The organism is Streptomyces sp. CA-111067, from assembly GCF_050956065.1.
In the GTDB taxonomy this organism is placed as follows: domain Bacteria; phylum Actinomycetota; class Actinomycetes; order Streptomycetales; family Streptomycetaceae; genus Actinacidiphila.
This window is the reverse complement of record NZ_CP192103.1, coordinates 3,866,829-3,879,458: the sequence shown is the minus strand read 5'-3', so window position 1 is coordinate 3,879,458 and position 12,630 is coordinate 3,866,829. Positions and strand designations below refer to the sequence as shown.

14 protein-coding genes are annotated in these 12,630 nt (G+C 73.4%); 6 read left to right on the top strand and 8 right to left on the bottom strand.

What is annotated here, in order from left to right; translation table 11 throughout:
• The first annotated feature begins 16 nt into the window (after positions 1-16).
• On the top strand, positions 17-832 hold the full coding sequence (locus ACQPW6_RS16810; protein WP_433890452.1) for a TetR/AcrR family transcriptional regulator: 816 nt from the start codon (positions 17-19) through the stop codon (positions 830-832).
• Positions 833-983: 151 nt separating this feature from the next.
• Here the strand turns inward: ACQPW6_RS16810 and pyrE are convergent, their stop codons facing one another.
• Positions 984-1,514: an orotate phosphoribosyltransferase gene (gene pyrE / locus ACQPW6_RS16805; RefSeq protein WP_433890451.1), complete on the bottom strand. Its 531-nt coding sequence runs from the start codon at positions 1,512-1,514 to the stop codon at positions 984-986.
• Between the two features lie 175 nt (positions 1,515-1,689).
• On the opposite strand from pyrE, the gene ACQPW6_RS16800 reads away from it, so the two are divergent.
• The 3 genes from ACQPW6_RS16800 to ACQPW6_RS16790 all read left to right on the top strand — a co-directional run bounded on the left by ACQPW6_RS16800 (position 1,690) and on the right by ACQPW6_RS16790 (position 3,398).
• Positions 1,690-2,073 carry an STAS domain-containing protein gene (locus tag ACQPW6_RS16800; protein WP_433890450.1) on the top strand — a complete coding sequence of 128 codons (384 nt, stop codon included), beginning with the start codon at positions 1,690-1,692 and terminating at the stop codon, positions 2,071-2,073.
• A gap of 150 nt (positions 2,074-2,223) precedes the next feature.
• Positions 2,224-2,622, top strand: a complete 399-nt coding sequence (locus ACQPW6_RS16795; RefSeq protein WP_433890449.1) for a RidA family protein — start codon at positions 2,224-2,226, stop codon at positions 2,620-2,622.
• Positions 2,623-2,867: 245 nt separating this feature from the next.
• The gene (locus ACQPW6_RS16790; protein WP_433890448.1) at positions 2,868-3,398 is read left to right on the top strand and encodes a hypothetical protein; all 531 of its coding nucleotides are present in this window, start codon (positions 2,868-2,870) and stop codon (positions 3,396-3,398) included.
• Between the two features lie 40 nt (positions 3,399-3,438).
• Here the strand turns inward: ACQPW6_RS16790 and ACQPW6_RS16785 are convergent, their stop codons facing one another.
• The 4 genes from ACQPW6_RS16785 to ACQPW6_RS16770 all read right to left on the bottom strand — a co-directional run bounded on the left by ACQPW6_RS16785 (position 3,439) and on the right by ACQPW6_RS16770 (position 6,272).
• On the bottom strand, positions 3,439-4,044 hold the full coding sequence (locus ACQPW6_RS16785) for a hypothetical protein (RefSeq protein ID WP_433890447.1): 606 nt from the start codon (positions 4,042-4,044) through the stop codon (positions 3,439-3,441).
• Between the two features lie 80 nt (positions 4,045-4,124).
• Complete coding sequence (locus ACQPW6_RS16780) at positions 4,125-5,099, bottom strand: threonine/serine dehydratase (protein WP_433890446.1); 975 nt, start codon at positions 5,097-5,099, stop codon at positions 4,125-4,127.
• Positions 5,100-5,177: 78 nt separating this feature from the next.
• Positions 5,178-5,591: a VOC family protein gene (locus tag ACQPW6_RS16775; protein ID WP_433890445.1), complete on the bottom strand. Its 414-nt coding sequence runs from the start codon at positions 5,589-5,591 to the stop codon at positions 5,178-5,180.
• 33 nt (positions 5,592-5,624) lie between these two features.
• Entirely contained in the window at positions 5,625-6,272 is a 648-nt protein-coding gene (locus tag ACQPW6_RS16770; RefSeq protein ID WP_433894558.1) for a TetR/AcrR family transcriptional regulator, read from the bottom strand.
• A gap of 200 nt (positions 6,273-6,472) precedes the next feature.
• On the opposite strand from ACQPW6_RS16770, the gene ACQPW6_RS16765 reads away from it, so the two are divergent.
• Positions 6,473-8,020, top strand: coding sequence for an MFS transporter (locus tag ACQPW6_RS16765; protein WP_433890444.1), 1,548 nt, complete (start codon positions 6,473-6,475; stop codon positions 8,018-8,020).
• A gap of 55 nt (positions 8,021-8,075) precedes the next feature.
• On the opposite strand, the gene ACQPW6_RS16760 is transcribed toward ACQPW6_RS16765, so the two are convergent.
• Positions 8,076-8,459 carry an ArsR/SmtB family transcription factor gene (locus ACQPW6_RS16760; protein ID WP_433890443.1) on the bottom strand — a complete coding sequence of 128 codons (384 nt, stop codon included), beginning with the start codon at positions 8,457-8,459 and terminating at the stop codon, positions 8,076-8,078.
• 101 nt (positions 8,460-8,560) lie between these two features.
• Between ACQPW6_RS16760 and ACQPW6_RS16755 the strand changes: the two genes are divergently transcribed.
• Positions 8,561-9,850, top strand: a complete 1,290-nt coding sequence (locus ACQPW6_RS16755; RefSeq protein WP_433890442.1) for an MFS transporter — start codon at positions 8,561-8,563, stop codon at positions 9,848-9,850.
• A gap of 152 nt (positions 9,851-10,002) precedes the next feature.
• Here ACQPW6_RS16755 and ACQPW6_RS16750 read toward each other — a convergent pair whose 3' ends face one another.
• Entirely contained in the window at positions 10,003-11,445 is a 1,443-nt protein-coding gene (locus ACQPW6_RS16750; protein ID WP_433890441.1) for an alkaline phosphatase family protein, read from the bottom strand.
• Positions 11,442-12,626: a metabolite traffic protein EboE gene (gene eboE / locus ACQPW6_RS16745; RefSeq protein WP_433890440.1), complete on the bottom strand. Its 1,185-nt coding sequence runs from the start codon at positions 12,624-12,626 to the stop codon at positions 11,442-11,444. Before eboE ends, ACQPW6_RS16750 begins: the two co-directional genes overlap by 4 nt.
• Between the last annotated feature and the right edge of the window lie 4 nt (positions 12,627-12,630).

The window sequence follows — 12,630 nt, the reverse complement described above, 5'->3', positions numbered from 1 at the left end:
GCAAGAGGTGGACGGGATGACGACCGGAGCGGGAACGGGAACGGGAACCGGAGTGGGAGCGGGAAGCGGTGGCGCGGCCGGTGCGGGAACGGTCGGCGGGCGCAAGGGGCGCTCAGCCGAGACCGAGACCGCGTTGAAGGAGGCCGCCAAACGGGTCTTCGCCAGGACCGGCTACCTCAAGGCGAAGATCACCGACATCACCGCCGAGGCCAACCGGGCGGCCGGCTCGTTCTACAGCCACTTCACCAGCAAGGAGCAGCTGCTCGAAGCGCTGCTCGTGGACATGCTCGCCGAGGGCGACGAACGGGTCGAAGAGCCGGGCCACAGCCCGGACTTCACCGACCCGGCGGCCGTACGGTGGCACGTCGCCGTCTTCTGGCGGTTCGCCAGCACCAACCGCCCGGTGATCCTCGCACTGCACCAGGCCGCCATGGTCGACGACCAATTCGCCGACCGGCTGCGGGAGTTGATGGAGCCCAACCTGCACGACATCGCCGACCACCTGGAACACATCCGCGCGGCCGGCGGCCGCCTCCCCGGCGAACCACTGGTGGTGGCCTCGGCGATGGTCTCCCTGATGACGCAGTTCGCGTTCACCTGGCTACTGGACGCTTCGGGCGCGGGGGCGGCTGGTACGGGGCTGGGCGCGTCCGGCGCGGGCGGTACGGGGCCGGGCGGTACGGGGATGGGCGCGTCGGGCGCCGGCGCGGGCGGTACGGGATCGGGCGCGTCCGGCGCCGGCGGCCTGCTGGGGCGTGAACTGTCCGAGCAGGAGGCCGTCGACACCCTCACCGCCTTCATCGTCCACGGCATCTCCCTCCCCACGGCCTAACCGCGAGCCCACCCGCGCCCGGGCCTCCGACCGGGCCTCCGACCGGGCCTCCGACCGGGCCTCCGACCTGGCCTCCGACCGGGCCTCCGACCGGGCCTCCGACCGACGCGGGCCCGCCGCCCATCGGCCACGTCCTCGCGCGGCCCGCGCCTCAGGCCGCGCGGGCCGCCTTGAGGTCGGCTGCCGTCAGCAGCGACAGCAGCCCGATCTGCTGCGCGGCCAGCGCCTCCGCCCCGCCCTGCCCGCGGTCGATGACGCACAGCGCGTGCCGCACGTCCGCCCCCAGCGTCCGCAACTCCGCGGTGGACAGCAGGATCTGGCCGCCGCTGGTGACGACGTCCTCCACCACGAGCACCCGCCGGCCGACGACGTCCGCGCCCTCCGCGAGCCGGCAGGTGCCGTACGCCTTGGCCTGCTTGCGGACGAACGCGCAGGGCAGGCCGGTGTGCCGGCCGAGGGCGGTGACCACCGGGATGCCGCCCATCTCGAGCCCCGCCAGGACCTCGGTGCCGGCCGGCACCAGCGGGGCCATCCGCTCGGCGATGGCGTCCAGGAGCTCGGGGTCGGCCTCGAAGCGGTACTTGTCGAAGTACTCGGTGGTGGTGGCACCGGAGCGGAGGACGAATTCGCCGGTCAGGTGGGCGGCGGCATGGACCCGGCGGGCCAGTTCTGAAGAGGTCACAGCCTCAGAGTGTCCCATCGGGCGGGCGCGGCCGGGGGCCCGGGCGGCCCCGGATGTCCCATGCGGCCCCCTGGCACCCCCTGTCCCGTTCCCTTCACCACCGGCGATTCCTGCGCGGGGCGGGTTGTGAGAGGATCTTTGCTTGATAGCAACAGTTCAGATGTGGAGGGCCATCGTGGATTCCGCCTTCCCGGCTTCCGAGGACGACGTCCCGGCTCCGGACGACAGCCCCGCCGTCCCCGTGGCGGACGAGCCCGGCCGCCGGCCCGGCGTGATCAAGGTCGTCGGCGAGATGGACCTCGACACGTCCGACCCGCTGCGCGGCAGGGTGGACCGGGCGCTCGGCCAGCACGTCCACCTGGTCCTCGACCTCTCCGGCGTGACGTTCGCCGACTCCACCTTCCTCAACACGCTGCTGCGCGCCCGGCAGAAGGCACTCGAACGGGGCGGCGGCGTCAGCCTGCTGGCGCCGAGCGACAGCGTCCGCCACCTCCTCGAACTCACCGGCGCCGCCGCCCTGTTCCCGGTCGTCACGGCGGACGAGCTCGGCGAGCTCTGACCCCTCCCGCGCGAATCGCCGCTCGCCGATCCGGCGTCGGCGTATCTTCGTCGGCAGCGAGAAGCCACGCGGAGACGGCGCGGCGGCGCGCAAGCGCGAGGGCGCGAGGGCGCGCAGGCGAGACGCTGAGACAGCGGGAGAAGAGGCACAGTGGCGGAGCACCACGTACGTCCCGAGGGCTCTCCCCCCTCCAACGGCTACAGCCACGCCGTGGCGTTCAGCGGGCCGATGGTGGCGGTGTCCGGCCAGGTCCCGCTGGACGCGGACGGGCGGCTGGTCGGCAAGGGGGACGCCGAGGCGCAGACCCGCCAGGTGTACGCGAACCTGGCCACCGCGCTGGAGGCGGCCGGCTCCCGGCTGGCGGACGTGGTGAAGCTGACGGTCTACCTGACCGATCTCGACGACCTCGCGGCGTTCCGCCGGGTGCGCGACGAGCACCAGAACGCGGCGCGCCCGCCCGCCAGTTCGCTGGTCCGGGTGGCCGGCCTGGTGCACCCCGACTTCCTCGTGGAGATCGACGCGCTGGCCGTGGTGGGCGGCGCCGTCTGACCCGGCCCGCAACCGGCGGGACCCGTACGCGCGTTGTGGGTAGGGAGAGGGCGACGGGTACGGCGCCGGGAGGGGGCGTGACGGTGTCGGATATTGCGGACGCGGCGAGTTCGGACGCGGCGAGTTCGGACGCGGCGAGTTCGGACGCGGCGGGGTCGGAATCGGTGAGCCCGGACGCGGCAGGTTCGGATGCGGCGAGTTCGGAATCGGTGGGCTTGGAATCGGCGCCGGCGAGCGGTCCTGGCGTGAACGGGCCCGGCCCGGCGGCCGGTTCGGGCGGCGAAGGCACGCTGCGTGACGTCGCGGACCTCGCGGCGCAGCACCGTTTCGGCACGTCCCAGGCGGTCCACCCGCTGGGCGGCGGGGACGTCGGCTGCCTCGGATTCATCGTGACGGTCAGCCTGCTGGCGCCGGGCATCGGCATGGTCATCGGCCCGTTCCCCGCGCTCGTCACCTGGATCGGGGTCGCCCTGCTGGTGATCGCGGTCGCCACACCGTTCGCGTCGATCCGCTACGAGAGGCGCCGCGACCTGCGCATCCCCCGGCTGCACCTCTTCGACGGCGGCGTGATCATCACCTACCCCGGCGGGACGGCCGTCCACCCGTGGAGCGAGATCCGCACGGTGGAGAGCTCCCGCTCGGTGACCTACGGCCAGAACCTCAACACGGCGAGGGCGCACCGGCTGGAACTCCACGTCCAGGACGGCGAGTTGCTCTGCTCGCTGGGGGAGCCGCAGGCTTCCCTGGTCCGCCGGCTGGCCGCCGGGGCGGAGTGAGCCGGCGGGGATCTTGAGGGGGGCGTCCTGGACGGGTCGGCTACGGCCGGCCGGTGGCTGCCGGAAGCTCCCGCGTCAGCTGCCTGAACGACGCGGGGACCTTCCGTACGGCCATGCTCAGTTCGAGCAGCCGCAAGTCGGCGCCGTGCGCGCCGAGATGGGCGAGAAGCGGCCGGTACCGGTCGGGCCGGTCGCGCAGGAACTCGGTGGTGAGCCGGAGTTCGGGCCGTACGCACGGGACGCGGTGCTCGCCGAGCGCGACGGTGACGAAGTGCCGCCAGGGGCCGGGCCCTTGGCACTCGTACCCGTCCGCGTCGCCCGGCACCTCCACCGTGCTGACGCTGAACTCGACGCCGCCCAGGCTGTAGCAGGCGTAATACTGCTTTGCCGGCGCGAGCCACTGCGGCGCGGTGACGCACGGAAGCTCCGCCAGCGCCGCGCCGACGGCGTCCACGTCCTGCCGCCGGTCGAGGAGGATGTCGATGTCGCCCACGGGCAGTTCGACGCCTTGCAGGCGGGCCGCCGCCGTGCCGACGAGCCGGTACCTGAGGTCAGGGGCGACCGCCTTGATCAGGTCGAGGCCGGTACGCAGCACGGTGTCCAGCTCGTGGCGGTCGCGCGGCGGCCGGGTACGTATCGCATCCATGGCCGCCATGATGCCCCTGGGGTCTGACACACCGGCCGCTCCCCGCAGGAACCTCCCGTGGCCGGGCGGCTACGCGGCGCTCAGAGCAGGCCGAACTGCTGCGCCCAGCCGAAGACTTCGGCCGGTGTGGCGTTGCCGCCGCACACCACCAGCCCGATCCGCGCGTCGGCGCCGACCCGTTCCCGTACCTGCCGGGCGGCCGGGACGAGGCAGCCGGCGGCCGGCTCCGCCCACACCTTCGCGTGCAGCGCCAGGTCGAGGATGCCCTGCACGGCGTCCCGGTCCGGCACCGTCAGCACCTCGTTGACCAGGGCGGACACATGATCGTAGGTGAGCTGGGACGCGGCGGGCGCGCTCAGGGTGGTGACGATCGAGGACAGCGCGACCGGCCGCGGACCGCCCGAGGCGAGCGCCTGCGACATGGCCTCGGCGCCCTCGGTCTCCACGCCCCAGATCCGGGTGCCGGGCATCAGCGCGTGCAGGGCGGCGGCGACCCCGGCGATGAGGCCGCCGCCGCCGATGCTGACGAGCACGTCCGTCACGCCGTCGGCGCCGGCCGCGCCGAGGTCCTGCGCGAACTCCAGTCCCACGGTGCCCTGTCCGGCCACCACGAGCGGGTCGTCGAAGGGGTGGACGAGGCTGAGGCCGTCGGCTTGCAGACTGGACATGAGGGCGAACGCCTCGTCCATCGTGTCGGTCAGCCGTACCACCGCCCCGGCGGACTCCGCGATCTCGATGGAGCGCGCGGGCGCCGACTTGGGCATGACGACGGTGGCCTTGATCCCGAGGGCCTGCGCCATCACGGCGACGGAGATCCCGTGGTTGCCGCCGCTGACCGCGACGACCCCGGCCGCGCGTTCGGCCTCGCTCAGCGACAGCAGCCGGGCCGTCGCGCCGCGCGCCTTGAACGAGCCGGTGCGCTGCAGCAGTTCGAGCTTGGCGACGACCGGCACGCCGAGCAGTTCCGACAGCCCCGGGGACGGCACCGTGGGCGTACGCACCACGTGCCCGTCGATCAGCCGCGCCGCCGCCTCGATCTCCGCGATCCCGATCACTTGTCCCGCCCCTTCGCCTGACGCCGTCACCGCGACCCTACGCCCCCCGAGCGGCGCCCGGCGGCGCGGACGATCATGCTAGGTGGCCGCGCCACCAGCCTGTTCGCGCAGCACCACCCACTCCTGGAGCTCGATCACGTTCTCCTCCGGGTCCGCCAGATAGGCGACCCGCATCCGTTCCCCCATGGCCTCCGGCCCCCGGGTGAACACCGCTCCCCGCGCAGTGAGTTCGCGGTGAGCGGCCGCCAGATCGTCCACCCGCAGCACCACGAGCGCCCGATACCCGACCGGCCGCACTCCCAACTCCGCGAGCACCCCGGCCATCTGCCCCCGCTCCTGGAGAGCGATCCCGCCACTCCCCGCATCAGGACTGAACTTGGCGTACGGGCCGCTCTCGGCCTCGAACTGCGGCTTGAGCCCGAGCACGTCCCGGTAGAACCGGTAGACCACCGGGAAGTCGGACACCAACAGGCGTATCTGGGTGAGTTCCATGAGGATCTTTCTAACCCGGCGGGCGGCGGTCGGTCATCCCCGGGCCTGGAGCCGCAGGCCCGTGAGGGTCAGCTCCAGCGCGGAGCGGAACTGGTCGACGTCGTCGTGGCCGTCGAACTCGTCGACGATCTCGTGCACGAACGGGAAGTCCGCGGGGTCGAGTTCGCGCCACGCCTGGGCGTAGCGGCCGAGGAACTCCTCGCGGTCGACCGCGCCGTCCAGCACCTCCTGCGGCGGCTCCTGCCCCATGTCGACGGCGGAGCCGACGACGACCCCGACGACCGCGGACACGGCGTGGAACCGCTGCCGCGCGGTGAGGTCGAGGCGGAGGGTCTGCCGGCCGAGCCGCTCGTACAGGCGCAGGGAGTTGCCCTGGACGTCGGCGCTGCGCATGAAGAACGCGCCCAGCCAGGGCCGGTCCACGATCGCGTCGAACAGCCGCAGGGCCATCACCCGCAGGTCGTCGATCGGGTCGTCGCTGTCCGGTAGCGCCTCGATGTCGGCCAGCACCCCGCCGATCACGTGGTCGGTGGCGCGGTCGAGCAGCTCGTCCTTGCTGGAGACGTACCAGTAGATGCTGGCGACGCCGCCACCGAGGCGCTGCGCGAGCGCCCGGAAGGTCAGTGCCGGTGCCCCGGCCTCGTCGAGCAGCGCCACCGCCTCGGTGAGCACCGACTCCATCGAGTGCGAAGCGCGCCGGCGCCCCGGCGCGGGGCGGTTCTGCAGGCGTGCCATGGCTCACATCCCCTCGCGTCGCTTGCACCGTATCGAACGTTGTTCTATCGTAGCGTATCGAACGTGGTTCGATAACCGAACGAGGTTCGACTCCATGGGATGCCACTCCCCGCCCACCCCGCTCGATGTCTGATCGGAGGACCGCCATGACCACCGCCCCGCCGGCCCAGCCGTCATCCCGCACCTATCCGTCCCTGCGCGCCGCGTGGATCCCGCTGGCCGCCCTCTGCCTGGCCTTCTTCGTCGAGATGATCGACAACACGCTGCTGTCGATCGCGCTGCCCACCATCGGCCGCGACCTCGGCAGCGGCACGACCGCGCTCCAGTGGGTCACCGGCGCCTACTCGCTGACCTTCGGCGGCCTGCTGCTCACCGCGGGCTCGATGGCCGACCGGCTCGGCCGCCGCCGGGTGCTGCTGACCGGACTCGCCGTCTTCGGCTCGCTGAGCCTGTGCGTGATCGCCGTCACCACGGCGGGCCAGCTCATCGCCCTGCGGGCCGCCCTCGGCGTCGCCGCCGCGGCGATGGCCCCGATCACGAACTCGCTGGTCTTCCGGCTGTTCGACGACAAGGCGCTGCGGATGCGCGCGATGACGGTGATGATCGTCGTCGGCATGTCCGGCTTCGTCCTCGGGCCGCTGCTCGGCGGCACCGCGCTGGCCCACGTGCGCTGGGAGTGGCTGCTCGTCGTCAACGCCCCGATCGCCCTGATCGCCTGCGTCGGCGTCCGGCTGGGCGTCCCGGCCGACCGGCCCGAGGACCTGACCAAGGACGCGCTCGACCTGCCCGGCGCCGTCCTGAGCGTCAGCGCCATCGGGCTCGCCTGCTACGCGCTGACCAGCGGCGTCGAGCACGGCTGGCTCTCCGCGATCACCCTCGGGTCGATCGTCGGCGCCGTCGCGGCCGCGACCGCGTTCGTCCGGCACGAGCGCCGCACCCCGGAACCCATGCTGGACCTGCGGCTCTTCTCCAGCGGCACGGTCCGCGGCGCCGCCATCGCACAGACCGGGACGTCGATCGCGATGGCCAGCGTGATGTTCGGGTTGATCCTGCACTTCCAGTACGCCTACGGCTGGAGCCCGGTGCGGGCCGGCCTGGCCAACCTGCCGATCATCGTGACGATGATCGTCGCCACCCCGCTGTCGGAGTGGCTGGCGCGCAGGTTCGGCCACCGGATCGCCTGCCTGGTCGGCGCGGCCTTCCTGGCCGGCTCGCTGGGCGGCCTGGCCTGGGGCGTCGACCACGGGTACACCGCCATCGCGGTCTGCATGGTGCTGATGACCGTGGGGCTGCGCACCGTGATGACGATCTGCGCGGTCGCCCTCGTCGACGCGATGCCGAGCAACCGCACCTCCATCGGCGCGGCCCTCAACGACACCGCCCAGGAGGTCGGCTCCAGCGTCGGCACCGCGGTCGTCGGCACGCTGATCGCCGCCCTGGTCACCACCCGGCTCCCGGCCGGCACCTGGAGCGGCGACCTGGTCGCGTCCTTCTTCCACGGCGAACGGATCACCTACGCGCTGCTCGCGGTGCTGGTCGGCCTGATCGCGGCGGGCGGCGCGCTGACTCTGACCGACTCCCACTCGGTGGAGGAGCCGGCGGAGGAGGAGACGGCGGTCGAGGAGCCGGTGGGGGAGGGGTTCGCGGCGGAGGGGTCCGCGGGCGAGAAGTCCGGGGTGGGGGAGCGGGCCTGACGCTGGCGCCACCGGGAGGCCCGCGACCTGCGGGCCGCAGGCCGGGCCTGGTCGGTCAGTTCGAGTCGGCCGGGGTCCAGGCCGCCACCAGGGCGAGCAGGCCGGGGAAGCGCGCGTTCAGGTCGTCCACCCGGACGTGGCTGCGGCGTTCCAGGCCGTACTGGCGCTGGCGGGTGATGCCCGCCTCGCGGAGCGCCTTGAAGTGGTGGGTGAGGGACGACTTCGGGCGGTCGAAGCCGAACCAGCCGCAGGTGTGGTCGAACTCCTCTGATTCCAGCAGGAGTCTGCGGACGATCTCCAGCCGCAACGGGTCGCTGAGCGCGCCGAGCACCGTTTCGAGGCGCAGGTCGGCGACCGCCGGTTCCGGCAGCGGCTCGGGCAGGTCGGCGGGGACCTCGCCGGGGTGCGCCGGGTGTGCCGGGTGCGCCTTGGTGGGCATGGGGCTTCTCCTCGGGCGGTCTGGCTCCTTGTACGAGTTCTATCGTACTGCATGCTAAGTTCGAAATAACTCGTACTGGCTTCAGCGGAGGGGGATCAGCCATGTCGGAAAGTCGAACGGTGCCCGTGCAGGCGAACGGGGCCGGGCCCGGTGGGGCGGGCGCGCCCTCGTCGTCGGGGGCGGGAGCGGTGGCGGGAGCGGGCGTGGCGCGGGCCGCCGGGTGGTGGGTGTGGCCGGCCGCGTGGCCGGTGACCGCGATCTTCGTGCTGTCCAACGCGGCCACGCCGCTCTACGTGCTGTGGCAGCACGACATCGGGTTCTCCAAGGGCACCCTGACGGTGATCTTCGCCTGCTACATCGTCGGGCTGCTGGGCTCGCTGCTCGTGTCCGGCGTCGTGTCCGACCGGCTCGGCCGCAAGACGGTGCTGCTGCCCGCGCTCGGGCTCGCGCTCGCCGCCTGCGCGATCTTCGCCACCGCGCACAGCGTGGCCGCGCTGGTCGTGGCCCGGCTGTTCACCGGTATCGCCGTCGGCGCCGCCGTCTCCGCGGGCATGGCCGCCGTCACGGACGTGGCCGGGCCCGACCGCAAGCGGCTCGCGGCGCTGATCGCGTCGTGCGCGATGGTCTTCGGGGCCGGCCTCGGGCCGCTGCTCGCGGGTGTGCTGTCCGAGACGCTGCCCGCGCCGACCGTCACCGTGTTCGTGGTCGAGGCGGTGCTGCTGGCCACGGCCGTCGTCGCGGTGGTGCGGATGCCGCTGCCGCCGCGCGCGGCGCAGGGCGGGAAGGCCACCTGGATCCGGATCCCGGCCGTGCCCGGTGGCGGGCTGCAACTCGCCCTCGGCATCGCCGTGTTCGCGCCCGGCATCACCGCCACCTCCTTCGTGCTCTCGCTCGGCCCCTCCCTGCTGTCCGGGCTGCTCGGGACCACCAGCCGGATCGTCGCCGGGGCGATGGCGTTCGCGATGTTCCTCACCGCGACCGGCGTGCAGTTCGCGGTCCAGCGGCTGCGCAGGCGCACGATCCTCACCGCGGGCGCGGTGAGCACCACGCTCGCCATGGGCGTGCTGGTCGCCGCCGTGCACACCTCGTCCGCGCCGCTGCTGATCGCCGCCGCGCTGCTGGCCGGCGGCGGCCAGGGCATGGGGCAGCTCGGCGGCCTGTCGCTGCTCAACTCCACCGTCCCCGCGCACCGGCTCGCCGAGGCCAACGCGGCGCTGAACGTGGGCGGTTACGTGCCGGCCGGCATCCTGCCGGTGTCGGCCGGCTACCTCAGCGACGCCGTCGGGCTGACGGATGGGGCGACCGTCTTCGGTGTCGCCCTGCTCGCGCTGGCCCTCGCCGGCGGACTCGTGGTCACCGCCAACCGGCGCCGGGTGCCCGAGTCCGGCTGACCGCGCAACGGCGGGCGCCGAGGACGGCCGGGAACCAACGCCCCGACGGTGACCTCCGAACCAACGCCCCGACGGTGACCCTCGGAGCGACGCGCCTCGCCGGAACGCCCCCGGCCCCGCTCACCGGACCGCCGGCCGTCAGCCCGCGACCGTCAACTCACCGGCTCCGCCAGCCCGTTCAGCCGCAGCAGCAGATCCTTGACCTCCGTCACATGGAAGCGGTCCCGCCCCTGCTCCGGGTCCGAGCAGATCAGCAGCGGCCCGTCCCGCGGATCGTCCGGCAGCCGGCCGTGGCTGCCGGACACGCAGGACGGGTCGAGGCCGACGACCTGGAGCGAGGTCCGGATGCCGAGCTTCAGCTTCGCCAGCGAGACCGCCGCCCGCACCTTCACCGTCGGGTCGGTCGGGTCGAGGAACAGCTCGGCCGGGTCGTAGCCGGCCTTGCGGAAGATCTCCACGCCGGTCGCGAAGTCCGGGGCGAGGTCGTCGTCCAGCCAGTAGTAGTAGGTGAACCAGGCGTCGGGCTCGGCGATCGCGACCAGCTCGCCGGCCCGTTCGTGGCCGATGCGCAGCGTGCCCTGCTCGCCGCGGTCCAGGATCCGGTCCACTCCCGGCAGCGACTTGACCACCTCGCGGGTGCGCGGGATGTCGGCCGGGTCCCGGACGTAGATGTGCGCCACCTGGTGGTCGGCGACCGCGAACGCGGCCGAGGTCCACGGGTCGAGGTTCTCCATGTCCTGCTGGACGTAGACGTTCAGCAGCCCCTCGCGGCGCAGCGCCCGGTTGATGTCCACCGGCCGTCGGGCGGCGGTGATGCCGTACTCGCTCAGCGCGACCACCGTCGTGCCCTCGGCGCGCAGCCGGGCGAGCAGCGGGGCGATGACGTCGTCCACCGCGCGCGCCGCGGCCACCGCCTGCGGTCCGTCCGGGCCGTGCCGCTGCAACTCGTAGTCCAGGTGCGGGAGATAGACCAGCAGGGTGTCGGGGGCGCGGGTGTCCAGGAGGTGCTGCGCGGCGCGGACGATCCACTGCGTGGAGGCCAGCCCGGCGCCCGGACCCCAGTAGCTGAACAGCGGGAACGGGCCCAGGGCGGCGGTGAGTTCGTCGTGCACGGACTGCGGGTGGGCGTAGCAGTCCTGGGACTTGCGGCCGTCGTAGTGGTAGACGGGCCGCGGCGTGACGGTGACGTCCACGTCCATGCCCATCGCGTACCACCAGCAGATGTTGCCCACCCGGTAGTCGGGGTCGGCCCGGCGGCCGGCGGCCCACAGCTTGTCGCCGTGTACGAGGCTGTTGGACTGCCGCCAGTGGAAGATCTCCCCGGCGTCCCGGAAGAACCAGCCGTTGCCGACGATGCCGTGCTCGTCGGGCATCGAGCCGGTCAGGATGCTCGACTGCACCGGGCAGGTCAACGCCGGGAAGACGGTGGTCAGTTCGGCCGAGAAGCCCTCGGCGGCGACGGCCCGCAGCGCGGGCATGTGCTCCAGGATGCGCGGGGTGAGCCCGACGACGTCCAGCACGACCGTACGCCTGCGCCCCTTCCCGGCCGGCAACTTCCCGGTCCGGCCCTTCTCGGTCCGCCCGGTCCCGGTCATGCCGGCACCTCCGTCAGGCCGAGCCCCGTCAACGCCTTTCTGGCCCAGCCCACTTCGGCGGCGAGGCCGTCGATCAGCGCGTCGTCGCCCTCCGGACGCTGGCCAGGGGGCAGCACCGACCAGGTGTACGTCTCGACCTCGACGTGGTCGGTCAGCGCGGCCGGGCCGCCGAACAGCGCGGCCAGCGTCTGTTCGAGTACGGGCGTGGTGCTGGTCAGCGGCGGCTGCGGGGCCGCGTGCAGCGGGACGTGGAAGTGCACCCGCCAGGGCGCCCGGCCGGGCAGCGCGTCCGGGCCGGACAGCGCGTCGGGCAGGTCGTCGGCGGCCGGCACCTCGGCGCCGGGCGCGGCCGGCGCCTCCCGGGTCTGGTGCAGGAAGCGCGGCTCGACGAAGGGAGCCAGCGCCTCCCGGACCGCCGGGTCGGCCGGATCGGCGGCCTGGAGCGCGCAGGACGCCTGGAGTTTGACGACGGGCAGGCCGGCCGCCGCCAGCCGGCCGAGTACCTGCGCCGGGTCCTCGAAGGTGACCGCCAGATGGCAGGCGTCCAGGCACAGCCCGAGCAAGTGCCCTCCCAGGCCCTGGAGTTCGTTCTCCACCTGAGCCACCGTCTCCACCACGCAGCCCGGTTCCGGTTCGAAGCCGACCCGGATCGGGCGCCCGTCGCGTGCCGCCCGCTCGGCGAGGCCGGCCTCAAGTGCCCTGATCTGCCGGCCCGCCGCCTCCCGCCGCTCCGGGTCCCACGGGTCGCGCCAGCTCAGCGGCAGCGTCGAGATGCTGCCGCGGCGGGCGTCGTCGGGCAGCAGCCGGGCCAGCACGTCGGCCAGGTCGAGGGTGTAGGCGAGCCGCTGCGGCTCGGTCCAGTCGGGCCGGTAGACCGCGTGCTTGACGACCGGGTCGTGGAATCCGCGGTACGGGAAGCCGTTGAGCGTCACCACCTCCAGGCCGCGGGCGTCGAGTTCGGTCCGCAGCCGGGCGGTGGCCGCGGGGTCGGCGGCGAGCTCGTGGGCCACGTCGTGGGCCAGCCACAGGCCGAGGCCGAGCCGGTCCGCGCCGAGCCGTTCGCGTACCGGGCCGGCGTAGCGGTCCAGTTGGCCGACGATGCCGGCCAGGTCCTCGGCCGGGTGCACGTTGGTGCAGTAGCCGAGGTGGACGGTGGTGTCGTCATCGTGGTGCAGACGCATCGGG